This is a genomic window from Corallococcus exercitus (assembly GCF_042231735.1).
Classification (GTDB): Bacteria; Myxococcota; Myxococcia; order Myxococcales; family Myxococcaceae; genus Corallococcus; species Corallococcus exercitus_B.
On the sequence record NZ_CP102577.1, the window covers coordinates 3,299,493 to 3,325,629 of the forward strand.

A 26,137-nucleotide genomic window follows, 5' to 3' on the forward strand; every position below is an offset into this window, starting at 1 on the left:
CGCCCATCCCGAGGAGCCGTCCCATGCGCCTGTGCGCCGCGCTGACCGCCGTAGCCCTGCTGGCGTCCTGCACCACGACCTATGCCATTCCCAAGCCGGAGCTGGCGCGGCTGGATGGCTTCAAGGACGACAACGCGGCGCTGCTGAAGGAGCTGGGCGACGTGATGCTCAACCGCCCCAACGACCGCGGGCGCACGGTGCTGGACGTGGAGGGCAAGGCGCACCACTTCACCTCGGACACGCCGCTGGCGCTGGCGCGGGGCTCCGCCCAGGCGGACGCGGAGTTCCAGCGCTTCATCGAGGTGGGCGTGGACGCGGACCGCTTCCGGGGCGTGCCGCTGGAGGGCTCCTCCTCCAGCGCCTCCGCGCCCGCGCTCGTGGTGCCGCTGACGGAGGTGGACCACGCCCGGCTGCGCGAGTTCAGCCTGGGCAAGACGCTGCTCCTGACGGGCACCATCGGCGCGGTGGTGCTGGGCTCGCTGGTGGCGGTGAGCATGCTCTTCGAGCCCACCACGGGCTCGGACGACGACGACCGCGGCGGCGTCATCGACCTGGGCCCCCGGCCCCGGGCCCTCCCGGGCGCGCGCTTCTAGGCTCCCGCTAGCGCGCGTCCGTGCGCTGGCGCAGCAGGCCCTCCTGGGCCACGGAGGCCACGAGCCGTCCGTCGCGGGTGAAGACATGCCCGCGCGCGAGGCCGCGGGCGTTGCCGGCCCAGGGGCTCTCGATGGTGTAGAGCAGCCAGTCGTTGACCTTCAGGTCGCCGTGGAACCACAGCGCGTGGTCCAGGCTGGCCATCTGGAAGCCCGGCTTGAGGAACGTCAGCGCGTGGGGCTGGAGCGCGGTGCCCAGCAGGTTGAAGTCGCTGGCGTAGGCGAGCACGTAGCGGTGCACCTGGGGCTCGTCGGGCATGGCGCCGTCGGCGCGGAACCAGACGTGCTTCACGGGCGGCTCGGCGGTGGGCTCGAAGGGGTCCACGTACGTCACCGGGCGCATCTCGATGGGCTTGGCGGAGAGGAACTTCTCCCGGTGCCGCTCCGACATCCGGCCCGCGTGGCGCCCCAGGAGCTCCAGGTCCGTGGGCAGCGACTCCGGGGGCGGCACGTCCGGCATGGTGGCCTGGTGCGTGAAGCCCGGCTCGTCGCCCTGGAAGGACGCCATCAGCGTGAAGATGGGCTGGCCCTTCTGGATGGCCACCACGCGGCGGGTGGTGAAGCTGCCGCCGTCGCGCACGCGGTCCACGGTGTAGACGACGGGCAGGCCCGCGTCCCCGGGGCGCAGGAAGTAGCCGTGCAGCGAGTGCACCGTGCGCGCGGCCTCCACCGTCTGGCTGGCGGCGGACACGGCCTGCCCCAGCACCTGCCCTCCGAAGAGCTGGCGGAAGCCCAGGTCCTGGCTGGCGCCGCGGAAGAGGTTCTCCTCGATGGGCTCCAGCTTCAGGAGCCCCAACAGCTCGTCCAGCACCCGGCTCATGCACGTCCTCCCGTTTTGACGCACCCGGTCCATACCCCAGCCCCCGGCCGGAGCGCGCGGGCCAATGTAGAGTGCGGCGCCTTTCTCCCCGGAAGGAGCCGAGCCCATGGCCCCGCGTTCCCTGCCAGACGTCTTCCGGCGGCACCCGGCGGCCTGGGGCATGGCGGCCACGTTCGCCGCCAGCCTGCTCCTGCGCGCGCTGTACCTGGCGGGTTCGCCGGACCGGGACTGGCCCTTCTCCGTCTTCTTCGCGGGCGACGCGCGCTTCTTCCACACCGCCGCGGTGGACCTGGCGCGGGGCCGCGAGGGCCCGGCCGCCCTGCCCTACCACCCGCCCCTGTTCCCCGCGCTGCTGGGGGCCCTCTACCGGGTGCTGGGGGTGCCCCAGGGCAGCGCGCTGCCGTACAAGCTGGCGCTCGCCTGCCTGGGCGCGGCCACGGTGGCCTTCTGCCAGGGCTTCTGGCGGCGCCTGCTGGGAACGGGCTGGAGCCTGGTGGCGGCGGGCCTGTACGCCACGAGCTTCGGGTGGCTGGTGCTGTCCACCACGTACAGCAATGAAACACTGTCCGCGCTGTGGCTGTGTTTCACCTGCGCGCTGGGCCTGCGCGTGGGCGGCCGGGCGCCGTCGTGGGCCGAGGTGCTGGGATTGGGCGCGGTGATGGGGTTGGGGACGCTCACCCGCGCGGAGCACCTGGGGCTGTGGCCGTTCCTGCTCGTGTCTGCGTGGACCGCGCGCGAGCGGGCCTCCTGGCCCTGGGCCTGGAAGCCGTGGGCCCTGCGCTGGGGCGCGGCGGTGGGCGTGTCCCTGCTGCTGCTCGTGCCCTCCGCCCTGCGCAACCTGGACACGATGCGCGAATTGAACGCGCGCGCGCCGCACCTGGAGCCGCTGCCGGAGTGGGTGCCCGTCACGGTGTACGGGCCGCTCAACTTCGCGATGGCGAACCACGCGGGCGCCACCGGCGGCTTCACGCCCGCGCTCATCAACCAGGGCGGCAACAACGGCCAGCTGGATGCTTCCCGCCCGGAGCACCGGCGCCTGCTGCTGCACGGCTACGCGGAAGGGCTGCGCTGGATGGTGGACGCGCCCGGAGACGCGGCCCGGCTCCTGGGGACGAAGCTGGACCTGTGGCTGGACGGGCTGCGCCTGGGCGTCGGCGTGTCGGACGTGCCCGGGGGCCTCACCGGCGAGCGCGCCCCGGTGGACGTGTTCGTTCCGGACGCGGCGTGGCTCAAGTGGCCGCTCGCGGCGCTGCTCCTCGCCGGGATGCTGCTGTCGCTCAAGCCCGCGCACGCGCCCTTCCGGCTGCTGTCGCTGGTGGTGCTGCACCGGGTGCTCGTCACGCTCGCCTTCTTCGGCTACGCGCGCGGGCTGCTCGTCGTCTTCCCCGCGCTCCTGCCCCTGCTGGTGCTGCCGCTGAAGGCCCTGGGCGAGCGCCACGCGGCCGTGGCCCGGAGGCTGCCCGCGCTCGCCGGGGCGCTGCTGCTGCTCCTGTGGGCGGAGGCCGCGCTCGTCGCCACGCGCGACCCGCCCCGCCGCTTCATGGCCAGCGGCACCACCGACGCCGTGAACGGCAAGCTCATCCAGGACGACCGCGTCCGGCTCTGGCCCCAGCCCTGAAGTGAACACTCCAAGGCCCTGATTCCACTCTGTTTCTTGAAATTCACAGATACTCAGGAATAACCGCAATTCATTTTTAAAAAGGGCCTGACCTAAGCAGGAGGCGCTCCGCCCCGGAGCCCGCCGGACCCGTCCGGCGGCATCACCCGAGGAGACGTGCATGCGCCCCCTGCGGTCCGCGTTGTGTTGTCTAGCCCTCTTGGTGTCGTCCACGACGTACGCATTCCAACCCTCCCAGCCCGCGCAGCAAGGCGCGGTGGCGAAGAAGGCCTTCTTCAAGCCGGAGCTGTACCTGCCCATCCAGAACGTGCCGCTGGAGAAGGCGCGCACGTTGATGCCGCGCGCGGGCGCGGACCGGTGGACGAAGTTCCTCACCCGCACGGGCGGCAGCGTGCAGGTGTACCTGGATCCGCTGTCCGGCATGCCCACGGGCATCCAGGGCAGCTTCCCGCTGCTCCCCGGTGACGGCTTCCGCAACAACGTCAGCCTGGACGACGTGCGCCAGGGGCTGGGCCGCTCCGTGGGCAGCGTGGATGAGTCCGTGGTGGGCGAGCTCGTCTTCAAGTTCGTCGCGGACAACCAGGACGCGATTGGCGTGGACCTGCTGCAGCTGGGCGCGCCGCGCGTGACGCAGGTGTCGGAGTCGCTGTGGCAGGTGCACATCCCGCAGGTGGTGAACGGCGTGCCGGTGCGGCACGGCCGGCTGGCGGCCACCATCAGCCACGGCAACCTCATCCTCCTGGGCACGGAGGCGTGGGCCAACGTGGGCATCGACCTGAAGCCCCGCTTCAGCGCGTCGCAGGCGCTGAGCGCGGGCAGCACGTTCCTGGGCCAGACGCTGTCGCCCACCAGCCTGTGGCAGCAGCCCACGCTGGAGGTGGCGCCCTTCGCGCGCGCGGACGCGGCGTTCGGCCAGGGCTATGGCCACGCGCTGGTGTGGAGCTACGGCTTCTCCAACGCCGGTGAGCACGAGCGCTGGAAGGTGACGGTGGACGCGAACTCCGGCGAGGTGCTCGCCGTGGAGGACGACAACCACTACTTCGACGCCCAGGTGAAGGGCGGCGTGTACCCGTCCACCAACATCGGCACCTGCACGTCGAAGGAGACGTGCGGCACCATGCAGCCCAACACGCCCATGCCGTGGGCGAACACGGGCTTCGCGTCGCCCAACAACTTCACCGACGGCGCGGGCATCTACAACTACAGCGCCGGCACCCTCAACACGACGCTGTCCGGCAAGTACGTGAAGATCGCCGACAGCTGCGGCGCCATCAACGTCAGCTCCGCCACGGGCAGCCTGGACCTGGGCGGCGTGAACAACGACCACGACTGCACCGTGCCCGCGGGCACGTCCCCGGGCAACACGCCGGCCGCGCGCTCCAGCTTCTACGAGCTGAACAAGATCAAGGAGGTGGCCCGCGGCTGGCTGCCCAGCAACACCTGGCTGCAGGGCCAGCTCACGTCCAACGTGAACCTGAACAGCACCTGCAACGCCTTCTGGAACGGCAGCAGCGTCAACTTCTACAAGTCCGGTGGCGGCTGCCGGAACACCGGTGAGATTGGCGCGGTGTTCGACCACGAGTGGGGCCACGGCATGGACAACTACGACGCCAACGGCTCGCTCTCCAACTCCAGCGAGGGCTACGCGGACATCGCGGGCATCCTGCGCCTGCAGACCTCCTGCGTGGGCTACGGCTTCTTCCAGACGACGAACACGGGCTGCGGCCTCACGCCGGACGGCACGGGCTACAACCAGCAGGAGGCGCAGGTGGCGGGCCAGTCGTGGTGCAACACGCGCTGCTCGGGCGTGCGCGACGCGGACTGGGCGGCGAGCGTGCCGAACATCCCGGCCACCCCGCAGAACTTCACCTGCAAGATGTGCTCGTCCGGCTCCGGCCCGTGCAGCAAGCAGGTGCACTGCGCCGCGTCCCCCGTGCGCCAGGCGGCGTGGGACCTGGTGACGCGCGACCTCACGGCGGCGCCCTTCAACTACAACTCCAACGACGCGTTCCTCCTGGGCAACAAGCTCTTCTACCAGGGCTCCGGCAACATCGGCACGTGGCACGCCTGCAACTGCACCGCCGGCACGTCCGACGGCTGCGGCGCGACGAACGGCTACATGCAGTGGCTGGCCGCGGACGACGACAACGGCAACCTGGCGGACGGCACGCCGCACATGACGGCCATCTACGCCGCGTACAACCGCCACAACATCGCCTGCTCCACGCCCGCGCCCACCAACGGCGGCTGCGCTTCAGGCCCCACGGCGGCCCCCACCACCACGGCCACCCCGGGCGACAGCCAGGTGAGCCTGTCGTGGACCGCTTCCGCGGGCGCCAACCAGTACTGGGTGATGAAGACGGAGGGCTTCGCGGGCTGTGACTTCGGCAAGGCGCGCGTGGCCACCGTCACCGGCACCAGCTACACGGACGCGGAGGTCGCCAACGGCCGCCAGTACTGCTACTCGGTCGTGCCCGCGAGCAGCAACGCGTGCTTCGGCCAGGCGTCCACCTGCACCTGCACCACGCCCACCTGCGCGGCGCCCGGCGCGCCCACGCTGTCCACCCCCGCCTCCGGCGCCACCGGCGTGGAGCTGCTCGCGGTGCTGGACTGGGCGGACGTCACGGGCGTGTCCGGCTACGAGGTCCAGGTGGCCACCGACAGCGCCTTCACCAACGTGGTGCGCAGCGCCAACTCGCTCGTCGCCAGCACCTGGACGGTGGCCCCGGGCCTGACGGCCAGCACGGCCTACTACTGGCGCGTGCGGGCGCTCAACTCGTGCGGCGGCACCAGCGCCTGGAGCGCGGCGCGCAGCTTCACCACGCGCGGCTGCGTCAACCTGGCGGCCCCCACCCTGTCCTCGCCCGCCAGCGGCGCCACCGGCGTCGCCCTGGCCCCGGCGCTGGACTGGTCCAACGTGACGAGCGCGGCCGGCTACGACGTGCAGGTGGCCACCGACAGCGCGTTCACCAACGTGGTGCGCAGCGCCACCGGCCTGTCCTCCAGCGCGTGGAACGTGACGCCGGGCCTGTCCAACCTGACGGCGTACTACTGGCGCGCGCGGGCCACCGACAGCTGCGGCGCGAGCGCGTACAGCCCCGCGTTCAGCTTCACCACCACCAACGTGTGCACGCCCACCGTGGCCACGTACAACTCCAGCCTGCGCACCCCGGCCTGCGGCTCCGTGTGCGGCTGCGACACCGGCCCCACGCTGGTCAACGGCCGCGGCACCCTGTCCGGCGGCGTGGAGCCCAACCAGCCCAACACCCTGGGCGGCACCTGCGCGGACGGCTCCACCGGCAGCTACCACTCGGATGAGAGCATCGACCGCATCGTGCTCAAGACGGTGGACCAGGGCATCATCACCCCGGGCAAGCAGCTCACCGTGGACGTGACGGTGTGGTGCTACGGCACCAGCGACCAGCTGGACCTGTACTACACGACGAACACCGCCACGCCGGCGTGGACGGCCATCACCACCGCCCAGGCCTGCACCGCGGTGGGGCTGAAGACGTTCTCCTTCCCCGTCACCGTGGGCAGCACCACCGGCAACCACGCGGTGCGCGCGCAGTTCCGCTTCAGCAGCTCCCCGACCAGCGCGTGCGTGGCGGGCAGCTACAACGACCGTGACGACCTGGTCTTCAACGTCGCGTCCGCCGTGGCCGCCAACCCCACCGCCCCGTCCGCGAAGCAGGTGCGGGGCCGGGCCCTGACGGCGCGCTAGCCGTCCCGCCGTCCCGCCGTCCCCATGGGGGCTCCCGGGTGTCATCCCGGGGGCCCCCGTGCCTTTTCGGCGCGGCGCTCACCAGGTGTAGACGACGGACGGCGCCGAGCGCTTCGCGGGCCCGTGGTGGACCATCTCGATGTTGTTGCCGTCCGGGTCCAGCACGAAGGCCGCGTAGTACCCGGGATGATACGAGCGCTCCCCGGGGGCCCCGTTGTCACGGCCGCCCGCGGCCACCGCCGCCTGGTGGAAGCGGTGCACCATCTCCCGGTCCTTCGCCTGGAAGGCCAGGTGCACGCGCGCCGTGGGCTCGCGGTCGTTGCTGAGGAAGAGCTCGTCCGCGGCGAGGTGCCGCTCGCTCTCGTTGAAGACCGGGATGCCCAGCACCTCCAGCACCGCGCGGTAGAAGCGCTTGCTCGCCTCCAGGTCCCGGACCTGGAGATGGACGTGGTCGAACATGCGGCCGTGGTGCAGTTCCATGGTCTGCCCTCCGTGATTTGGCTGCTGCGTGTCTGTCCAACAACCAGCGGACCGGCGACCATCAGAACGGCAATTCATGCATGTCAAGGCGCATGCGCCCGGGAAGTCGTGAAAGCGGCAGCAACCCTCCACAAAAGCGTGAGCACACTGCGGCGAGGCGACTCAGCTTCATGCGATAGTCCGCGCCACTTCGCAGTTCTTGCCTTCAGGAGGGTGCCGCGATGTTCCTCGAAATCATCGTCCTGCCCCGTGAAGAGCGGTCCCCGAAGCGGCGCACGGCCAAGGCGTCCAAGGCCCCCGGTGCCCCCCAGGCGCCCAGGGCTCCGGACACGCGGGGCCGGACGGAGCTGGCCCAGGAGTGGCTCGCGGAGGGCAAGGCCTTCCACGGCGCCGTCCTGGAGTTCATCAAGGCCCAGCACCTGCTGGGCGCGGTGAAGTGGATGAGCGAGCCGGGCCTCCTGCCCCAGGTGACGCTCGTCGCCTCGGACCGCGTGCTGGAGAAGCTCCAGGCGGAACCCCGGTTCGCGGCCGGCCGCTCGCTGTCCATGAACCTGCAGACCTGAGCGTCGCGCCGCCCCCCTCGCGGCGACCTCCCCCTCCCCTCCTCCTCTTCCCGCCCCCTGTCCGTGACGCCGCGTGAGCCCCTCCGAGGTGCGTCCAGGCGTGGCCGGGGTGCGTCATCCTTGGCGGTAAAAACTGTCTCATCTTGTTTCACACTCTTGTCCGCCTTGACGGACTCGGCGTGAATTCCACAGGATGCGCCCCCAACCCACGAGGTCTGGACACCTGGTCCGGACCGGACGTGGGGGGTCCCCGCCGTGCCCCGCCAGCGCGCCCCTCGCCTGGAATCGGAGCGGAACATGCGTTTGAAGAGATTGGCTCCCGTCGTCGTGTCGCTGTGCTGCGCCACCGCCTCCGCCGAGTCGCGTGACAAGGAGGTCTACATCACCATCGGTTCGGAGGCGGTGACGACGGTGCGCTCCGGGTTCCGCACGCCGGGCAGCGCGCCCACGCTGGTGCGCGAGGCGAACGGGGTGAGCGTGCTCAAGCTCACCGAGTCGCAGCTGGGCGACGTGTCCGCCATCATGCACGCGCAGTATCACCGCTGCGCGGGCTTCATGGCGCACGACACGCAGGAGGAGGCGCTCGCGCAGCTTGCCCCCGCGCAGCCCACGCAGTCGCTGGTGAGCTACACGCTGGACAACGGGCCGGTGGTCAACGCGCTGCTCTCCGAGCTCCAGGAGGCCAGCCTCCGGACCACCATCACCCAGCTGGCCAGCTACACCAACCGCTACTACAACAACTCCACGGGCGGCACGCAGGCGGCCACCTGGCTGCGGAACACCTGGGAGGGCTACGCCAACGGGCGCACCGACGTGCAGGTGCAGCTGTACACCCACTCGAGCTGGACCCAGCCGTCCGTCATCGCCACCATCCAGGGCGCCGTCTTTCCGGACGAGGTGGTGGTGATTGGCGGCCACCTGGACTCCATCAACCTGAACTCGTCCAGCCCCTCCACCGCGTTGGCGCCGGGCGCGGATGACGACGCCTCCGGTGTCGCCACGCTGTCGGAGGTGTTCCGCGTGGCGATGGCGAAGGGCTACAAGCCGGCGCGCACGGTGAAGTTCATGGCGTACGCGGCCGAGGAGGTGGGCCTGCTGGGTTCGAAGGCCATCGCGCAGGCGCACAAGACCGCGAACACCAACGTGGTGGGCGTGCTCCAGCTGGACATGACCAACTACCGCGGCTCCACGGTGGAGGTGTCGCTCGTCACGGACAACACCAACGCGGCGCAGAACGCGTTCCTGGGCAACCTCATCGACACGTATACGGGCTACTCGCGCGCCAACATCCAGTGCGGCTACGGGTGCTCGGACCATGCGGCGTGGCACGCCCAGGGCTACGCGACGTCCATGCCGTTCGAGGCGCGGTACGACCTGAATCAGTCAAACCCGTACATCCACTCGGCCAGTGACACGCTGGCCAACAGCACGGACGGCACCACCGGGGGCACCGCCAACCACGCGCTGAAGTTCGCGCGCATCGCCGCGGCGTACCTGGCGGAGCTGGGCAAGGGCACCCTCCCGGGCCAGCCCACGGACACCCAGCCCCCCACGGTGTCGCTCACCGCGCCGGCGAGCGGCGCGACGGTGAACGGCACCACCAGCCTCACCGCGACGGCCACGGACAACGTGGGCGTCAGCCGGGTGGAGTTCCTGGTGGACGGCGTGGTGAAGGGCTCCGTCTTCGCCTCGCCGTACAGCCTCGCGTGGGACAGCCGCACGGTGGCCAACGGCAGCCACACGGTGGCGGCGAAGGCGTACGACAGCTCGGGCAACAGCGCCACCACGACGGCGCGGACGGTGACGGTGGCCAACGTGTCCACGTCCGGCACCTACGACACCACGCTCCGGACGGTGCGCTGCGGCGCGGCGGCCGCCACCTGCGACAGCGGCACGCTCTTCAACGGCCGCGGCTCCATGGGCCCGGAGAGGAACGCGCCCAACACGCTGCGCGGCACCTGCGGCGACGGCAGCCAGGGCACCTACAAGAGCGATGAGTCCGTGGAGGCCGTCAAGGTGTCCACCGTGGACGGCTCCAACTTCGCCGCGGGCAAGCAGGTGAAGGTGGAGGCCTCGGTCTGGGCCTACGCCAGCCCGTCGTCGGACCGGCTGGACCTGTACTACACGGCCAACGCCACCGCGACGACGCCCGTCTGGACGCTGCTCACCACCATCACCCCGACGGTCGCGGGCGCCCAGACGCTGTCGGCCACGTACACGCTGCCCGCCGGCGCCAACCAGGCCGTGCGCGCGCAGTTCCGCTACGGCACCGGCAGCCCGTCCAGCGCGTGCGTGTCCAACAGCTACAACGACCGCGACGACCTGGTGTTCGCCGTCCAGTGAGCCTCACGGCGGTGACGTGACGTGACACGGGAGGGGATCCGGGGCTGTCACCCGGGTCCCCTTCGTGTTTCTCAGGCCGCCTGGAGCCCTTCGATGGGCAGCTCCACCACGAACGTGGAGCCCAGGCCCGGCTTGCTGTCCACGGTGATGCGGCCGCCGTGCGCCTCCACCACCTGCCGGGCGATCCACAGCCCCAGGCCCAGGCCGCCGTAGTTGCGCGTGGGCACCGCGCGCTCGAAGCGCTCGAAGATGCGCGCACGGTCCTCCTCGCTGATGCCGATGCCCTGGTCGCGCACGGTGAGGCGCGCGGTGCCGTCCTCGGCCGCCACGCGCACGGAGATGGGGCGGCCCTCGCCGTACTTCGCCGCGTTGGACAGCAGGTGCGTCACCACCTGGTCGATGCGCAGCCTGTCGTAGCGGCCCACCAGCGGAGTGCCCGCGTCCAGCGTCACCGTCACGCCCATGCGCTCCACCTCCTCGCGCAGCCGGGCCACCGCCTTGCCCACCACCGCGGTGAGGTCCACGTCGTTCAGCTCCAGCGCCAGCCGCCCCGTGGTGAGCTGCGACACGTCCAGCAGCGTCTCCATCAGCGCGTGCAGCCGCTGCACCTGCCGGCCGGCGGACTCCAGCGGGCTCCGGGCGCGGCCCAGCGCTTCGTCCCCCAGGCTGCGCTCCACCCGCTCCAGGTGGAGGCGGAAGGCGGCCAGCGGCGTCTTGAGCTCGTGGCTCGCCACCGCGAGGAAGTCGTCCCGGGCCTGGAGGCTCTCGCGCAGCGACCGGGCGAGCAGCTCCTGGCGGATGACCTCCCGGCGCATGCCCGACAGCTCCAGCATGGAGCGCACGCGCGCCACCAGCTCCCGGGCGCTGAAGGGCTTCACCAGGTAGTCGTCCGCGCCCGCCTCCAGCCCCTCCACCGCGGCCTCCTCACCGGCGCGGGCGGACAGCATCACCACGGGCACGGCGCGCGTGGACGGCAGCTCGCGCAGGGCGCGCAAGAGGCCGAAGCCGCCCAGCCGGGGCATCATCACGTCCGTCAGCACCAGGTCCGGCGCGTGCGCGCGCGCGGCCTCCAGCGCGGCCTGCCCGTCCGTCGCCAGCGTCACGTCGAACGACGGCGACAGCACGCGCTCCACGTACTCGCGCATGTCCGCGTTGTCGTCCGCCACCAGCACGTGCGCCCGCGGCGGCTCCCGGCCCGCGCCCTCCCCTGCCGCGGGCCTTGGCCCCGCTTCATGCGCGAGCGACGGGAGCTCCACGTCCGTCCAGCGCTCGGCCTCCTGGAGGAAGGGGCGCACGCCCACGGCGGTGGACTCCTGCTGGCGCGGGGCGAGGAGGCGGTCCACGGGCAGGTGCGCGTGGCCCCGGGGGACGCGGACGGTGAAGGTGCTGCCCCGCCCCTCCTCGCTCTCCACGGTCACGTCGCCGCCGTGCAGCACCACCAGCTCGCGCACCAGCGCCAGGCCGATGCCGGTGCCCTCGTGGGTGCGGCTTCGCGCGTTGCGCACGCGGTGGAAGCGCTCGAAGAGGTGGGGCAGCTCCGCCGCGGGGATGCCCGTGCCCGTGTCGCAGACGCGCAGGAGGACGTCGTGGCCCCGGACCTCCTGCCGCACGGTGATGCCGCCCTCGAACGTGAACTTGAGGGCGTTGGAGAGCAGGTTGAAGACAACCTTCTCCCACATCTGCCGGTCCACGTGGACGGGCTCCGGCAACGGCTCGCAGTCCACGCGGAAGGACAGGCCGGTGCGCTCGATGGCGGAGCGGAAGTGGCCGGTGAGGTCCTTCGTGAAGGCGGCCAGGTCCGTGGGCTCGAAGCTGGAGTCGATGCGGCCCGCCTCCAGCCGGCTGAAGTCCAGGAGCGCGTTCACCAGCCGCAGCAGGCGGCCCGCGTTGCGGTGGACGAGCTCCAGGTCCTTGCGCGCGGCCTCCGTCACCGGCACCTGCGCGAGCACGTCCTCCAGCGGCCCCAGCATCAGCGTGAGCGGCGTGCGGAACTCGTGGGAGATGTTGTGGAAGAAGGCCGTCTTCGCCCGGTCCAGCTCCGCCAGCGCCTCCGCCCGCTGGCGCTCCTCCTCGTACGCCCGCGCGTTGCGCAGCGCCACCGCCACCTGCGCGCTCAAGAGCTCGAAGAAGGAGGCATAGCCCTCGTCGAGGGCGCGGTTGGGGGACAGCGCGGTGACGAGCACCCCCAGCGGCGCGGCGGTGCCCGCGCCCGTGAGCGGCTGGAAGAGGAGCGTCCCCACCGAGTCCCCGAACGGTCCGCCCTGGAGGGCCAGGAGCGCCTCCAGCCCGTCGCGCCGCACCCGCTCGCCCTCGAGCGCGCGCAGGTACGGGGCCGCGTCCCGGAAGCCAGCGTCCAGCACGACGGTCTCCGGGCTGAGCGGGCCGCCGCGCGCAAGGCCCACGGCCCCGCTCAGCGTCAGCGTCCGGCCGTCCTCCGCGCGCAGGTAGAGGAGCGCGCACGGCACGTCCAGGGGATGGTCCGCCAGCGCGTTCACCAGGTCGCCGCACGTCTTCGCCACGCTGCGCGTGTCCGACGCCTGGGCGGACAGGTCGCGCAACAGCCGCATGCGCCGCTCGCTCAGGACCTGCGGCGTCACCTCCGCGCACACCGCGAGCATGCCGCCGATGGCGCCCGTGTCGTCGTAGGCGGGCGCGTGGCTGACGTCGAAGTAGGACTCCTCGCGGTAGCCGCTGCGGTTGAGCAGCAGCCGGAGCGCGGGCACCCAGCTGGCGACGCCCGTCGTCATGGCCTCCCGCACCAGCGGCTCCAGCGAGTCCCACGCCTCCGCCAGCGTGGCGCGGATGTCCGTGCCCAGCGCGGCCGGGTGCTTGTCGCCAATCACCAGCGAATAGGCGTCGTTGTAGAACTGGGTGAGCTGGGGGCCCCAGGTGAGGATCATGGGGTAGCGCGACCCGAGCAGCGTCTTCACGAGCATCTTGAGGCTCGTGGGCCAGGAGGCCACGGGCCCCACCGGCGACGCGTCCCAGTCGTGCGCGCGCACCAGCGCGTGCATCTGGCTGCCTCCGGTGAAGAGGCTCTCTGGAGTCTGGGGCGGAACGTCCTGGCTCATCTCGGGCGCGGCTCCTGGGCTCAGCGAGCCATGTCCCTATGTCGGCTCCCAGTCGGTTCCCACTGGAAAATGGGCATTCGTCCGGAGCGGAGCACCCGGCCCTCCGCATGCTCGCAGTCCCCGCGGCGCATGGCGGAAGCCCCTTCAAGCCTTTCGTCCGTGCGCCCGGCCGGCCGCCTGCTGGAGCCCGGCTGGCGGGCTGTCCATCCCCGGCCGCGCGTCTTACCTCCGTAGGGATGATGCCCTCTCCCCAGGCCGAATCCCGGGTGCTGCGCGAGAAACATCCCACCGAAGGCGCCGAGCGTGGCCGGCTCTCCCCCCGGCGTGAAGCGCTCCTCCAGGCGCGCATCAAGGACCTGTCGCTGCGGCTGGGGGGCACGCCGCTGGAGCGCTACATCGCGCAGCTCCATGCCGAGCTGGAGGCGAAGGGGTTGTCCTTCAAGCCCCAGTGCTACCTGTCCGACGAGTGGGGCTGTCCCTCCGGCGTGCCCGTCATCGGGCTGCCCTTCTACCTGGCGGATCCGGACCTCTTGTCCATCGAGGCGGAGCTGGGGGGCAGCGCGGAGACGGAAGCGGAGATCCTCATGTACCTGCGCCACGAGGCGGGCCACGCGTTCAACTACGCGTACCGCCTCTACGACACGGACGAGTGGCGCCGCGTCTTCGGCGACTGGGGGCGGCCGTACCAGGACGACTACAAGCCGCGGCCCTTCTCGCGCCGGTACGTCTTCCACATCTCCGGCTGGTACGCGCAGAAGCACCCGGACGAGGACTTCGCGGAGACCTTCGCCGTGTGGCTCACGCCGGGCAGCGACTGGGCGAAGCGCTACCAGGGCTGGGGCGCGCTCAAGAAGCTCCACTACGTGGAGGACATCGCGAAGCGCCTGGGCCGCACGACGCCGCCCGTGCAGCTGGCCGAGCCGGACTTCACCACCGAGGAGATGGAGGGCACCGTCCAGGACCACTACCGCCAGCGCGAGCTGGACGAGAAGGTGGACGTGGAGCTGAGAAACGCCTTCGACCACGCGCTGGAGGACATCTTCTGGGGCCCGGGCGAGGCGCCCGTGAGCGCCGCGACGCTGGTGCAGGCCGAGCGCCAGCGCCTGCTGTCCACCGTGGGCCACTACGCGGGGGTGAGCCGGGGCGTGGTGCGCGCGCTCGTGGACCACCTGGCCGAGCGCACCACCGCGCTGAACCTCACCCTGCACCCGGACGACAGCCGCGAGGCGGCGATGCAGCTCGCGTCGCTCGTCACCGTCCTGGCGATGAACTACCTGCACACCGACCGCTTCTTCGAGGACTGACCATGCCCCTGAAGTCCCTTCGCATCGCCGTCCTCCACTACCAGGCCAAGGACGACCCGCCCGACCCCGTGGTGAAGCAGGTGAGCGCGGCCCTGCGCGCGGCCGGCCACGAGCCCCTGGACCTGCGCGTGGACGAGAGCGTCTCCGACCTGGTGCGCCAGCTCACCCGCGCCCGCGCGGACCTGGTGTTCAACCTCTGCGAGACGTTCGCGGAGGACTACCGGCTGGAGGTCAACGTCGCGGCGGTGCTGGAGCTGGCGCGCGTGCCCTTCACGGGCTCCGGCACCGCGGGCCTGCTGCTCGCGCAGGACAAGGTCCTCACCAAGCAGCTGCTCCAGTTCCACGGCGTGCTCACGCCCCGCTTCGCCACCTTCGACGGCATCTCCTTCCAGGCGAACGGCGACCTGTCCTTCCCGCTGGTGGTGAAGCCCGCGCGCTCGGACGCCTCCCTGGGGCTTGGCGTCGAGAAGGACATGGAGGGGCTCGCGAGGCGGGTGAAGAAGATCCGCGAGGAGTACGACGACGAGGCGCTGGCGGAGGAGTTCATCGAGGGGCGCGAGCTGTACGTCGGCGTGGTGGGCGACGCGGCGAAGCCGGAGGTGCTGCCGGTGGTGGAGCTGGACTTCGGCTCGCGGTGGAACCGCAAGCGGATGAAGATCGCCAACCGCGAGGTGAAGTTCGGTCCGGAGACGCCGGGCAGCCCGCACCTGGTGCTGCCCACGGACCTGTCGGATGAGCTGCGGGGCCGCATCGGCCGCGCGGCCATCACGGCGTTCCGCGCGCTCAAGCTGCGCGACTACGCGCGCATCGACTTCCGCGTGTCCAGCCGCACCAACGAGCCCTACCTCCTGGAGGTGAACCCCAACCCCTACCTGGAGACGCAGTGCGAGGTGGCCATGGGGGCGAAGCAGCTGGGCATCAGCTACGAGGCGCTCGTGCAGCGCATCGTGGAGACCGCGGCCCGGCGTCACGGCCTGGGGGGGGCGACCAGGCTCACGCACGGTGCGCCCGCCCGGGACGCGGCGCCCGCCCCGCACTGAGGCGAAGGCCCGGCGCGCGGCGGCCTGTCCCGCCAGCGACGCCCTCCGGCCCCGGGCCCGGATTCCGGTGGCCCGGCCGGAGGCGTTGGCCTATGGGGGACGGGTGATTCGCCGTCAGTTGCTGGACCATGCCAGGGCCGTGGCCCGCTTCGCGCCCGTGCGGCCCGCGGTGAAGGCGGGCCTCCGGGCCGCGCTCGCGTTCTTCGTCCCCACCGTCGTGGGCACCGCGCTGAACCTGCCCGGCGCCCTGTGGCTCGCGGTGGGCGGCTTCAACACGTCCTTCGTGGACAAGGGCGGCTCCTACCACGCCCGCTTCCGCGCCATGGGCGGCACGGCGCTGGCGGGGGCGGTGTCCGCGGTGCTGGGCGGCCTGGCGGGAATGCACCCTGTCCTGGCCATTCCCGCCACGCTGCTGTGGGTGACGGCGTTCAGCTTCGCGGGCGTGTACGGCGCCGCGGCGAACCTCACCGGCAACATCGCCGCCACCACCTTCGTCATCGCCCTGGGGCTGCCCGCGTCCGACGCGCTGTCCGCGCTGGAGTCCGGGCTGGCGGTGCTGGGCGGCTCCGCGTGGGCCATGGTGCTGTCGCTGGTGCTCTGGCCCATCCGCCCGTACCGGCCCGCGCGCAAGGCGGTGGCGGCGTGCTTCGGCGCGGTGGCGGACTACGCGGAAGGGCTGTCGCGCACGGTGCAGGGCGCGCGCGAGGACGCGTGGCAGGCTCTCATCCAGGAGCAGCACGGGCGCATCCGCGAGCACCTGGAGGTGGCGCGCACCACGCTGGCGGCCACGCGCCAGGGCCGGGGCGAGCGCGGCCGGGGCGAGCGGCTGCTGGTGCTGCTGGAGTCCGCGGACGCGATGTTCATGGGGCTCATCGCCCTGGGTGAGCAGCTGGAGAGCCTGGGCCCGCCGGTGAGCGGCCCCGTGGGAGACCCGCGCGCGGCGGTGGCCGTGGCGCTGCTGGACTGCGCGAACACGGCGCGGGACCTGGTGCGGCTGGTGGAGCAGGAGGGCCGCAGCCGCAGGCCCCAGCCGGAGTGGGACGGACGCGCGCTGCGCGACGCGCTGGGCGACCTGGACGCGCGCGGGCTCATCACGCGCCTGGAGCGGGCGCGGCTGTCGGACCTCGCGCGGCTGCTCACGGAGCTGCGCGAGCGCGCGGACGTGGCGCTGGACACCGCGTGCCGGCTGCCCGGGCCGCCCCCGGAGGCCCCGCCTCCCGCGCGCGAGCTGGCGGAGGAGTCCCACGCGTCCCTGCTGGACCCCGTGCGCGCGCACCTCACGCTGGGCTCGGAGGTGCTGCGGCACGCGCTGCGCGTGGGCATCACCACCACGGCGGCGGTGTGGATCGCCAGCGTCTTCCGGCCGAACCACGGCTACTGGGTGACCATCACCGTGCTCACCATCATGCAGCCGTACACCGGGCCCACCTTCCTCAAGGCGCTCCAGCGCGTGCTGGGGACCGTGGTGGGCGGCCTGCTCGCCATCGCCGTCGCGTCGTGGCTCCAGAACCCGTACGCGATGATGGGCCTGCTGTTCTGCACCGCGGCCCTGTGCGTGAGCCTCATCCCGCTCAACTACGGGCTGTTCACCGTCTTCGCCACGCTCACCTTCGTGCTGCTGGCGGAGCTGGGCAGCGGGGACTGGACGCTGGCCCCGGTGCGCATCGTCAACACGCTCATCGGCGGCGCGCTGGCGCTCGCGGGCACCTTCTTCCTGTGGCAGCGCTCGGAGGAGGAGCGCTTCCCCGCGCAGCTGGCGGAGGCGCTGCGCGCGGACCGCGAGTTCTTCGACGTGCTGGCCCGCGCGTGGCAGCGGGGCGAGCCCGCGGACGCGGCGGCGCTCACGGCGGCCCGCCGCAAGCTGGGGCTGGCCACCATCAACGCGGAGACGTCCTTCCAGCGCCTGCTCAACGAGCCGCGCTGGCGCACGGAGGCGGTGGAGCCGCTGATGACGCTGCTCGCCTTCACGCGGAGGTTCGCCGCCGTCTGCACCCTGCTCGCGTCGCGGCGCTCCGTGCCCTCCACCCCGGCGGTGCGGGAGGCCCTGTCCCGCTACTCGCGGGCCGTGGACTCCGGCATGGAGGACCTGGCGGACGCGGTGCTTCACGGCCGCCAGCCCAGGCCCCTGCCCTCCTTCGACGCGCTCATCGGCTGGAACGTCCCCACCCCGGACGGGCCCGGCGCCGCGATGGGCGCCGAGGCGCCCCTGCTCCAGTCCCAGCTCGAACGGCTCGCGCGGCAGCTCCGCGTGCTCCACACCGCCGCCACCCGCCGCCTGGAGGCCCCGCCCCCCGCGACGCCCGAGGCACGGCCATCCACGATTAACGGGCCTTAACGGAACAACTTGAATAGACTGCTGGGCCCTCTCTTGGCTGTCTGGAGCCCCGCATGTCCCCCTGGTGGTCCCGTGTCCCCCTGCATGGCCTGCTGCTGGCCGCCTCCGCCCTCCTGCCGCCCGCCGCGAGCGCGGCGAACGAAACCGTGCGGGTGTGGCTGACGACGACGTCGGGCAGCGCGCTGGCGAAGAAGCTCAACCCGGAAGCGAACAAGGTCTTCGGCGCGGAAGCCGGCAGCGCGACGGCCATCGACGTGAACGACGGCGTGACGTACCAGACCGTCGACGGGTTCGGGGGCGCGCTCACGGATGCGTCCGCGTGGCTCATCTTCAACTCGCCGCAGCGCACGGCCATCATGAACGACCTGTTCAGCGTGAGCGCGGGCGCGGGCCAGAGCGCCATCCGCCTGCCCATGGGCGCGTCGGACTTCTCTCGCAACAACTACACGTACGACGACACCTGCTGTGACCTGAACGACTTCTCCGTGGGCCACGACACGGCGTACATCCTGCCGCTGCTCCAGCAGGCGCGCGCCATCAACCCGGAGGTGAAGGTGTTCGCGCTGCCGTGGAGTGCGCCCGCGTGGATGAAGTTCAACAACTCGCTCACCGGCGGCGGATACCTGCGCAACGACCTGTACGGCCTGTACGCGAACTACTTCGTGCGCTTCGTGCAGGCCTACCAGGCGAACGGCGTGCCCATCCACGCGCTGAGCCCCCAGAACGAGCCGCACAACGCCAACGGCAGCTACCCGACGATGCAGATGGAGTCCAACGACCAGTCCGTCTTCACGGCCCAGCACCTGCGCCCCGCGCTCAACGCCGCGGGCTTCAACGGCGTGAAGCTGCTGGCGTGGGACCACAACTGGTACGACGGCTCGGGCCCCGCGGGCTACCCGCATGAGGTGATGGCCTACAACGGCGGGCAGGCGCAGAGCGCCGTCGCGGGCGTGGCCTACCACTGCTACGAGAGCCCCGAGGGCAGCTACAGCGTCCAGTCCGCCTTCCGCGACGCGTACCCCGCCAAGGAGGTGCACTTCACGGAGTGCACCGGCGGCTTCTGGGCCACCAACGCCGCCGCGAACCTGGAGTGGGCGCTGCAGAACAACCTCTTCGGGCCGCTGCGCCACTGGTCGCGCACGTCCTTCTACTGGAACCTCGCGCTGGACCCCAACCACGGGCCGCGCGTGGGCGGCTGCGCGGACTGCCGGGGCATGTTCACGGTGAACAACGCCAACGGCACGTACACGCGCAACGAGGAGTACTACGCGTGGGCGCACCTGGCCAAGGTGGTGCGGCCGGGCGCGGTGCGCCTGGGCGCGACGTCGCTGGGCAACAACAACATCGAGACGCTCGCCTTCAGGAACCCGGACGGCTCGCGCGCGCTGGTCGCGCTGAACTCCAACGACGGCGCCACGCTGTCCTTCAAGGTCCGCTGGGGCGGCCAGGCCTTCGAGTACACGCTGCCGCCGCGCTCGGTGGCGTCCTTCCAGTGGGGCGGGACGCCCGGCCCCCAGGGCCCGTGGTACCGGCTCATCAACAAGGCCACGGGCAAGTGCGTGGACATCGTGGGCCCGTCCGCGGCGGACGGCACCGGGCTGCACCAGTGGACGTGCCACACGGGCGCAAGCCAGCAGTGGGCACTGGTGGCCACCGACAGCGGCTATTCGCGGCTGGTGTCGCGCTACAGCGGCAAGGCGGTGGACGTGGCGGACGTCAGCGCCGCGGACGGCGCGCGCGTGCACCAGTGGTCGTGGGTGGGCGGCGCGAACCAGCAGTTCAAGCCGGTGGCCACCTCCGGGGGCTACACCCGCTTCGAGGCCCGCCACAGCGGCAAGGTGCTGGATGTGAGCAACTGCTGGACGAGCGGTGACGGCGCCGCCCTCCAGCAGTGGGCCTGGTCCAACAACGACTGCCAGCAGTTCCGCCTGGAAGCCATGCCCTGATCAGGGCACCGTCCACGGGACGCGCCCGGCGCCCTGGCTGGGGAAAGGCGGACGTCTCCAGCGCCTGAACCGTCCGGCGGACAACACCCGCCCGGGCGCCCCGCATACTCCGTCGGCTCTTTTTGGACGCGAGTGGTTCCATTCACCGCACGTGCCTCCACCTTCCGGGGGCACAGGGCCCGTGAACTCCTCCCATCCACCAGACTCCCGGGGTGCCCGTCCGGCACTCACGGTCCTCAACGTCAACGACGACCCGGCGACGCTGTACCTGCTGAGCCTCACGCTGAAGCAGGGCGGCTACCAGGTGCTCGAGGCCACCGGCGGACGCGAGGCGCTGCGGCTTGCCCAGGGGCGGCCCGACCTGGTGCTGCTGGACGTGCACATGCCGGACATCGACGGGTACGAGGTGTGCCGCCGCCTGCGCGCGAGCGAAGCGACGCACGACCTGCTCATCGCCCACCTGTCGTCCGTGTCCGTGCGGCGCGAGGACCGCGTGCGGGGGCTCGCCCAGGGCGCGGACGCGTACTGGACGCGCCCCCTGGCGGAGGACGAGCTGCTCGCGAACATCGAAGCGCTCCTGCGCCTCCAGGCCCGCGCCCGGGACGCCGTGCGCGCGCGCGACCGGTTCCTCAGCATCGCCGCGCATGAGCTGAAGACGCCCCTCACCGTGCTGCGCCTCAACCTGGAGCGCGCGGTGGAGATGGTGGTGGGCGACACGGAAGCGCACGGCCCCATGGAGAAGCGCCTCACCCCGGCGGTGCGCCAGCTCACGCGGCTGCAGAACCTGGTGGACAGCCTGCTGGACGTGTCGCGCCTGTCCACCCAGGACATCGCCCTGCAGGTGGAGACCGTGGACCTCTCCCAGCTGGTGCGCGACCAGGTGGAGCGCTTCCAGGCTCCGGCCCGCAGCGCGAGCGTGGACCTGGAGGCCGTCCTTCCCGACGCGCCCGTCACGCTCTTTGGCGACCCGCGCATGCTGGAGCAGGCCGTGGGCCACCTGCTGTCCAACGCCGTCAAGTTCGGCCAGGGCCGGCCCGCGAAGGCGCGCCTGTCCACGCACGAGGGCCAGGCGGTGCTCGCGGTGGAGGACCAGGGCGTGGGCATCGCGCCGGAGGACCACGCGCGCATCTTCCGCCGCTTCGAGCGCGTGCAGTCCGAGGGCCGCTTCGAGGGGCTGGGCCTGGGGCTCTACCTGGCCCATGAAATCGCCGCCGCGCATGACGGCACGCTGACCGTGAAGAGCGCCCTGGGCCAGGGCGCGTGTTTCGAGCTGAGGCTCCCCTTGCATCGCACCCAGCGGTACTGACGTCTTTAAGAGGAGAAGGATTCGTGTCGAACAGCGAAGACGCGGGCCGGAGCAACACGTCCGACGAAGGAAAGAGCCCGGCGAAGCGGCTCGTCACCAACGTGCCCCGGCTGGACTTCATCACCAAGGGCGGCCTCATCCAGGGCTCGTCCTACGCCATCATCGGCCCACCGGGATCCGGCAAGACGGTGCTGGCCAACCAGATCGCCTTCCAGCACGTGAAGAACGGCGGCAAGGCGCTCTACGTGACGCTGCTGTCGGAGTCGCACGGGCGCATGCTGGAGAACCTGTCGCAGATGACGTTCTACGACGCCAGCGTCATCCCGGACCGGCTCCAGTACCTGAGCGGCTACCGCGACCTGGAGCGCGACGGGCTCAAGGGCCTGCTGGAGCTCCTGCGCAAGAACGCCCAGGCCCACGGCACCACGCTGCTCATCATCGACGGCATGGACGCGGCGAAGGAGTTCGCCCGCACGGACCTGAGCTTCAAGCGCTTCCTGCAGGACCTGCAGACCTTCAGCAGCATCCTGGGCTGCACCACGCTGCTGCTCGCCCCGCACCACGAGGGGGAGATCCACCCGGAGAACACCGCGGTGGACGGCATCTTCGAGCTGTCCCTCTGGCTGCACGGCCCCCGCGCGGTGCGCGAGCTCATCGCCATCAAGTTCCGGGGCGGGCCGTCGCTGCTGGGCCGCCACGAGGTGGAGATCTCCAACCAGGGCATGGTCATCCACCCGCGCACGGAGGTGCAGTTCGCGCACCCCGCCGCGGAGGGGCGCGAGGACCGCATCCGCATGTCCTTCGGCATCCCCCGCCTGGACGAGGCCCTTCATGGCGGCGTGCTGTCCGGCTCCACCACGCTGCTGCTGGGCGCGCCCGGCACGGGCAAGACGCTCCTGGGGCTGCACTTCCTCCTGCAGGGCGCGCGCGAGGGCCAGCCGGGCGTCTACTTCGGCTTCTTCGAGACGCCCCCCCGCCTCATTGAAAAGGCGGAGGGCACCGGCATGGGGGACCTGAAGAAGTACGTGGACGAGGGCCTGATTGAAATCCAGTGGCAGCCGCCGCTGGAGCACAACCTGGACTCGCTGGCGGAGAAGCTGCTGGAGCGCATCGACGAGCGGAAGGTGGACCGCCTGCGCCTGTTCATCGACGGCGTGTCCGGCTTCCGCTCCGCCGCCGTGTACCCGGACCGCATGGGCCGCTTCTTCTCCGCGCTCACCCACCAGCTGCGGATGATGGACGTCACCACGCTGTACTCGGATGAGACGCCCCTGTTCAGCCCCGGCGTGGAGATGCCCCAGCCGGAGGCCGCGTCCACCGTGGAGAACGTCATCCTGGTGCGCTACGTGGAGCTGCGCTCGCAGCTCTACCGCCTGCTCTCCATCATGAAGATGCGCGAGAGCGCCTACGACAGCGCCATCCGCGAGTTCTCCATCAGCGGGGAGGGCATCCGGGTCGCGGACACCTTCGAGAGCGCGGAGAGCATCCTCACCGGACATGCGCGCCTGTCCGGCGGCGAGTCCTCCGGGCCCGACCGCGTGAAGGCCCCCCTGGGCGCGCGCAGGAAGCAGGGCCGCAAGACGGCGGCGAAGAAGAAGCCGGCCGCGAAGAAGGCCCCGGCGGGCGCGTCCCGGCGGAGGCGGTCATGAAGACCGTGCTCGTCGTGGACGATGAGCAGGACATCGCGGAGGCCATCCAGGCCATCCTGGAGGAGGAGCAGCTGCGCGTCGTCATCTGCGGCAACGGCCGCGAGGCGCTGGCCAAACTCAAGGAAGAGAAGCCCGACCTGGCCATCATCGACGTGATGATGCCGGTGATGAACGGCTACGAGACCATCGACGCCATCCGCAAGGACGCAAGCCACCGCTTCCCCATCCTCGTCATGAGCGCCATCCAGCCGCCGAAGGCCAAGGCCGAGGAGCAGAAGTGGGACGGCTTCCTCAAGAAGCCCTTCTCCCTGCGAGACCTGGTGGACACCGTGGCCCGCCTGACGTCGTCGTAGGTCCGGCTCTCACTTTTTCAGCGCAAAGCACCCGCGGCGGGCAGGCAGCCGGCGCGGGTGCAGCCGGTTGAAATTGAAAAAGCGCGCGCGCACAGTGGGGCCTCTGACGCGACGCATCCATGCCCACTGAAGTCGAGCCGCAGTCCCCGCCAGAGCCCGGCCTGTTCCGGCTCACCTGGCCCATCTTCTTCGAAATCTTCCTCTTCATGCTGATGGGCACGGCGGACACGCTGATGCTCAGCGGTGTGTCCGACGCCGCCGTCTCCGCGGTGGGCGTCGTCAACCAGTACGTCTTCATCTGCATCCTGGTGATGGAGGTCGTGAGCCACGGCGCGTCCATCGTCGTGTCCCAGTACCTGGGCGCGAAGCGCGGCGCGGAAGCCGCGCGCATCGCGGCGCAGGCCATCACGATGAACTTCCTCTTGGGGCTCGCGGTGAGCGGCGGGCTGCTCCTGTCCGCGGACGCCATCCTGGGGCGGATGAACCTGGAGCCCCAGACGCTTTCGTACGCCAGCACCTACTGGCACATCGCGGGCGGCTTCCTGTTCCTGCAGGCGCTCATCAACGTCTTCTCCAGCCTCATCCGCACGTACGGCTTCACGCGCCAGTCCATGTACGTGGCCCTGGGCATGAACGTGGTGCACGTGGTGGGCAACTGGGTGCTCATCTTCGGGCACTTCGGCATGCCGGCGCACGGCGTGGCGGGCGCGGCCATGTCCACCGTCTTCAGCCGCGCGATGGCGGTGGGCGTCTTCGCGTGGATGCTCTGGCGGGTGATGGACGTGCGCATGCGGCCCGGGAACTTCGTGGCGCTGACGCGCGAGTACGTGCGGAAGATTCTGCGCGTGGGCGTGCCGTCCGCGGTGGAGCAGATGACGTACCACGCGTGCCAGACGGTGTTCCTGTACTACGTGACGTACCTGGGCCCGGTGGCGCTCGCGTCGCGGCAGTACGCCAACGCCATGTCCCAGTACGTGTTCCTGTGCAGCCTGGCCATCGGCATGGGCACGTCCATCATCGTCGGGAGGCTCGTCGGCGCGAAGCGCTCACAGGACGCGTACGCGCGCGTGCTCAAGAGCCTCAAGTGGAGCATCGGCATCACGGTGGCGGTGGACGTGACGGCCATCCTCTTCCGAGAGCCGCTCATCCGCCTCTTCACCCACGACGGCGACATCCTGCGGATGACCTCGCAGGTGCTGGTGCTGAGCCTGCTGTTGGAGACGGGCCGCTCGTTCAACCTGGTGCTGGTGAACGCGCTGCGCGCCGCGGGCGACGCCACCTTCCCGGTCATCATGGGGGTGCTCTCCATGGTCTGCATGAGCCTGCCCCTGGGCTACTACCTCGTGTTCCACCTGCACCTGGGCCTGGCGGGCGTGTGGCTGGCGGTGGCCGCGGATGAGTGGACGCGCGGCCTGGCCATGTGGCTGCGCTGGCGCAGCCGCGCGTGGGAGCGCCAGTCGCTGGTGTCCCCGGCGGAGGCGCCGGGGGTGCTGGCGCACTGAGCTTCACGGCATTCCCCGGGCGGACGCGGGGGCCTGGACGCGCGCCCGCCCCGCACGCCTGCACGGGGCGTCCGGGCGTGCGCTTTCCCCCAGCCGCTTCCCGTGGCCGCGCCGCGTCCCACTTTTGGTGGGCCGTGTCTTGGTCCAACCCGGGAGAGGCCCATGCTCGCCGTCGTCTACAAGCAGAACAGCCAGGTGCAGGTGGAGGAGGTGGAGGACCCGAAGCTGGAGGCGCCCACGGACTGCGTCATCCGCGTCACCTCCGCCGGCATCTGTGGCAGCGACCTGCACATGTACGAGGGCCGCACCGCGTCCAAGGCCGGCCAGGTGTTCGGCCATGAGAACATGGGCGTCGTGGAGCAGGTGGGCCCCGGCGTGGTGAGCATCAAGAAGGGCGACCGCGTGGTGCTGCCCTTCAACATCGCCTGCGGCACCTGCTTCGACTGTGTGCGCGGCCGCACGGAGGCCTGCCTCGTCGCCAACCCGGAGGCGCCGCACGCGGGCTACGGCTACGCGGGCATGGGCCCGTACCGGGGCGGACAGGCGGAGCTGCTCCGGGTGCCCTGGGCGGACTTCAACTGCCTGAAGGTGCCCGGGCAGCCGGGCGACGAGCTGGAGGACGACTTCCTCCTCCTGTCCGACGTCTTCCCCACCGCCTACCACGGCACGGAGCTGGCGAACGTGCGGCCCGGGGCCACGGTGGCCGTCTTCGGCGCGGGGCCCGTGGGCCTGCTCGCCGGCTACTGCGCGCTGTTGCGCGGCGCCTCGGAGGTCTACGTGGTGGACAGCGTCCCGGAGCGCCTGGCCAAGGTGAAGGAGATGGGCGCCATCCCCATCGACTTCACGAAGGGCGACCCGGTGAAGCAGATCCTGGACCTGCGCCGCGGCAACCCGCTCATCATGGGCGCGCTGCGCCCCGGTGAGGAGAAGGCCCTGGGCGTGATGTGCGGCATCGACGCCGTGGGCTACCAGTCGCGCGACATCCAGGGCGCGGACGCGCACGGCGGCCGGGAGAAGCCCACCCAGGTGCTGGAGCAGCTGGTGGAGCTGGTGAACCCCACGGGCCACATCGGCGTCGTGGGCGTCTACCTGGCCCCGGACCCCGGCGCGAGGGACGAGGACGCGAAGCAGGGCATCTACCCGCTGCCCTGGGCCAAGGTGTTCGACAAGGGCATCACCGTGGGCACCGGCCAGACGCCGGTGAAGCGCTACAACCACTTCCTGCGCGACCTCATCATCGCGGGCCGCGCGAAGCCGAGCATGATCGTCAGCCACCGCCTGCCGCTGCGGGACGCGCCGGACGCCTACCAGAAGTTCGACGCTCGCAAGGACGGCTACACCAAGGTCATCCTCAAGCCCCAGCTCAGCCCCAAGGCCCGCGCCTAGCCATGGCCCCCGAGGCCCCGGGGTGTGCACGCCCCGGGGGTTTGGAG

The 26,137-nt window shown here is 71.3% G+C and carries 17 protein-coding genes; 14 read left to right on the forward strand and 3 right to left on the reverse strand.

What is annotated here, in order from left to right:
- The first annotated feature begins 23 nt into the window (after positions 1-23).
- Complete coding sequence (locus NR792_RS12600) at positions 24-593, forward strand: hypothetical protein (protein ID WP_375760292.1); 570 nt, start codon at positions 24-26, stop codon at positions 591-593.
- Between the two features lie 7 nt (positions 594-600).
- On the opposite strand, the gene tesB is transcribed toward NR792_RS12600, so the two are convergent.
- The gene (gene tesB, locus NR792_RS12605; RefSeq protein WP_375760293.1) at positions 601-1,470 is read right to left on the reverse strand and encodes an acyl-CoA thioesterase II; all 870 of its coding nucleotides are present in this window, start codon (positions 1,468-1,470) and stop codon (positions 601-603) included.
- 106 nt (positions 1,471-1,576) lie between these two features.
- Here tesB and NR792_RS12610 point away from each other — a divergent pair, with 106 nt between their 5' ends.
- Both NR792_RS12610 and NR792_RS12615 read left to right on the forward strand, forming a co-directional pair.
- Positions 1,577-3,088, forward strand: coding sequence for an ArnT family glycosyltransferase (locus NR792_RS12610; RefSeq protein ID WP_375760294.1), 1,512 nt, complete (start codon positions 1,577-1,579; stop codon positions 3,086-3,088).
- A gap of 160 nt (positions 3,089-3,248) precedes the next feature.
- Positions 3,249-6,812, forward strand: a complete 3,564-nt coding sequence (locus tag NR792_RS12615) for an endopeptidase (protein ID WP_375760295.1) — start codon at positions 3,249-3,251, stop codon at positions 6,810-6,812.
- 78 nt (positions 6,813-6,890) lie between these two features.
- Here NR792_RS12615 and NR792_RS12620 read toward each other — a convergent pair whose 3' ends face one another.
- Complete coding sequence (locus tag NR792_RS12620) at positions 6,891-7,292, reverse strand: VOC family protein (RefSeq protein WP_375760296.1); 402 nt, start codon at positions 7,290-7,292, stop codon at positions 6,891-6,893.
- A 221-nt stretch (positions 7,293-7,513) separates the two neighbouring features.
- On the opposite strand from NR792_RS12620, the gene NR792_RS12625 reads away from it, so the two are divergent.
- Both NR792_RS12625 and NR792_RS12630 read left to right on the forward strand, forming a co-directional pair.
- On the forward strand, positions 7,514-7,855 hold the full coding sequence (locus tag NR792_RS12625) for a hypothetical protein (RefSeq protein WP_375760297.1): 342 nt from the start codon (positions 7,514-7,516) through the stop codon (positions 7,853-7,855).
- 297 nt (positions 7,856-8,152) lie between these two features.
- Positions 8,153-10,198 (forward strand): M20/M25/M40 family metallo-hydrolase, encoded by a 2,046-nt coding sequence (locus tag NR792_RS12630; protein ID WP_375760298.1) that lies wholly within the window; start codon positions 8,153-8,155, stop codon positions 10,196-10,198.
- A 71-nt stretch (positions 10,199-10,269) separates the two neighbouring features.
- On the opposite strand, the gene NR792_RS12635 is transcribed toward NR792_RS12630, so the two are convergent.
- Positions 10,270-13,269, reverse strand: a complete 3,000-nt coding sequence (locus NR792_RS12635; RefSeq protein ID WP_375760299.1) for an ATP-binding protein — start codon at positions 13,267-13,269, stop codon at positions 10,270-10,272.
- A gap of 236 nt (positions 13,270-13,505) precedes the next feature.
- Here NR792_RS12635 and NR792_RS12640 point away from each other — a divergent pair, with 236 nt between their 5' ends.
- The 9 genes from NR792_RS12640 (at position 13,506) to NR792_RS12680 (ending at position 26,090) form a co-directional block, all read left to right on the forward strand.
- Entirely contained in the window at positions 13,506-14,573 is a 1,068-nt protein-coding gene (locus tag NR792_RS12640) for a putative zinc-binding metallopeptidase (RefSeq protein ID WP_375760300.1), read from the forward strand.
- 2 nt (positions 14,574-14,575) lie between these two features.
- Positions 14,576-15,613, forward strand: a complete 1,038-nt coding sequence (locus NR792_RS12645; RefSeq protein ID WP_375760301.1) for an ATP-grasp domain-containing protein — start codon at positions 14,576-14,578, stop codon at positions 15,611-15,613.
- Between the two features lie 103 nt (positions 15,614-15,716).
- Positions 15,717-17,948 carry an FUSC family protein gene (locus tag NR792_RS12650; RefSeq protein WP_375760302.1) on the forward strand — a complete coding sequence of 744 codons (2,232 nt, stop codon included), beginning with the start codon at positions 15,717-15,719 and terminating at the stop codon, positions 17,946-17,948.
- Positions 17,949-18,001: 53 nt separating this feature from the next.
- Positions 18,002-19,894 carry an RICIN domain-containing protein gene (locus tag NR792_RS12655; protein WP_375760303.1) on the forward strand — a complete coding sequence of 631 codons (1,893 nt, stop codon included), beginning with the start codon at positions 18,002-18,004 and terminating at the stop codon, positions 19,892-19,894.
- Positions 19,895-20,075: 181 nt separating this feature from the next.
- Complete coding sequence (locus NR792_RS12660; protein ID WP_375760304.1) at positions 20,076-21,200, forward strand: hybrid sensor histidine kinase/response regulator; 1,125 nt, start codon at positions 20,076-20,078, stop codon at positions 21,198-21,200.
- A gap of 23 nt (positions 21,201-21,223) precedes the next feature.
- On the forward strand, positions 21,224-22,849 hold the full coding sequence (locus NR792_RS12665; RefSeq protein ID WP_375760305.1) for an RAD55 family ATPase: 1,626 nt from the start codon (positions 21,224-21,226) through the stop codon (positions 22,847-22,849).
- Positions 22,846-23,202 (forward strand): response regulator, encoded by a 357-nt coding sequence (locus tag NR792_RS12670; protein ID WP_375760306.1) that lies wholly within the window; start codon positions 22,846-22,848, stop codon positions 23,200-23,202. Before NR792_RS12665 ends, NR792_RS12670 begins: the two co-directional genes overlap by 4 nt.
- A gap of 119 nt (positions 23,203-23,321) precedes the next feature.
- Positions 23,322-24,704 (forward strand): MATE family efflux transporter, encoded by a 1,383-nt coding sequence (locus NR792_RS12675; RefSeq protein WP_375760307.1) that lies wholly within the window; start codon positions 23,322-23,324, stop codon positions 24,702-24,704.
- 162 nt (positions 24,705-24,866) lie between these two features.
- A complete protein-coding gene (locus tag NR792_RS12680; RefSeq protein ID WP_375760308.1) occupies positions 24,867-26,090 on the forward strand; it encodes a glutathione-independent formaldehyde dehydrogenase in 1,224 nt (407 codons plus the stop codon).
- Positions 26,091-26,137: the final 47 nt, after the last annotated feature.

Bases quoted from the DNA above. Each gene is read 5' to 3' on its own strand.
- NR792_RS12620 (WP_375760296.1), bottom strand. From the start codon at position 7,292: ATGGAACTGCACCACGGCCGCATGTTCGACCACGTCCATCTCCAGGTC.
- NR792_RS12640 (WP_375760300.1), top strand. From the start codon at position 13,506: ATGATGCCCTCTCCCCAGGCCGAATCCCGGGTGCTGCGCGAGAAACAT.
- NR792_RS12655 (WP_375760303.1), top strand. From the start codon at position 18,002: ATGTCCCCCTGGTGGTCCCGTGTCCCCCTGCATGGCCTGCTGCTGGCC.
- NR792_RS12625 (WP_375760297.1), top strand. From the start codon at position 7,514: ATGTTCCTCGAAATCATCGTCCTGCCCCGTGAAGAGCGGTCCCCGAAG.
- NR792_RS12645 (WP_375760301.1), top strand. From the start codon at position 14,576: ATGCCCCTGAAGTCCCTTCGCATCGCCGTCCTCCACTACCAGGCCAAG.
- NR792_RS12635 (WP_375760299.1), bottom strand. From the start codon at position 13,269: ATGAGCCAGGACGTTCCGCCCCAGACTCCAGAGAGCCTCTTCACCGGA.
- NR792_RS12670 (WP_375760306.1), top strand. From the start codon at position 22,846: ATGAAGACCGTGCTCGTCGTGGACGATGAGCAGGACATCGCGGAGGCC.
- NR792_RS12675 (WP_375760307.1), top strand. From the start codon at position 23,322: ATGCCCACTGAAGTCGAGCCGCAGTCCCCGCCAGAGCCCGGCCTGTTC.
- NR792_RS12600 (WP_375760292.1), top strand. From the start codon at position 24: ATGCGCCTGTGCGCCGCGCTGACCGCCGTAGCCCTGCTGGCGTCCTGC.
- tesB (WP_375760293.1), bottom strand. From the start codon at position 1,470: ATGAGCCGGGTGCTGGACGAGCTGTTGGGGCTCCTGAAGCTGGAGCCC.
- NR792_RS12610 (WP_375760294.1), top strand. From the start codon at position 1,577: ATGGCCCCGCGTTCCCTGCCAGACGTCTTCCGGCGGCACCCGGCGGCC.
- NR792_RS12630 (WP_375760298.1), top strand. From the start codon at position 8,153: ATGCGTTTGAAGAGATTGGCTCCCGTCGTCGTGTCGCTGTGCTGCGCC.
- NR792_RS12615 (WP_375760295.1), top strand. From the start codon at position 3,249: ATGCGCCCCCTGCGGTCCGCGTTGTGTTGTCTAGCCCTCTTGGTGTCG.
- NR792_RS12680 (WP_375760308.1), top strand. From the start codon at position 24,867: ATGCTCGCCGTCGTCTACAAGCAGAACAGCCAGGTGCAGGTGGAGGAG.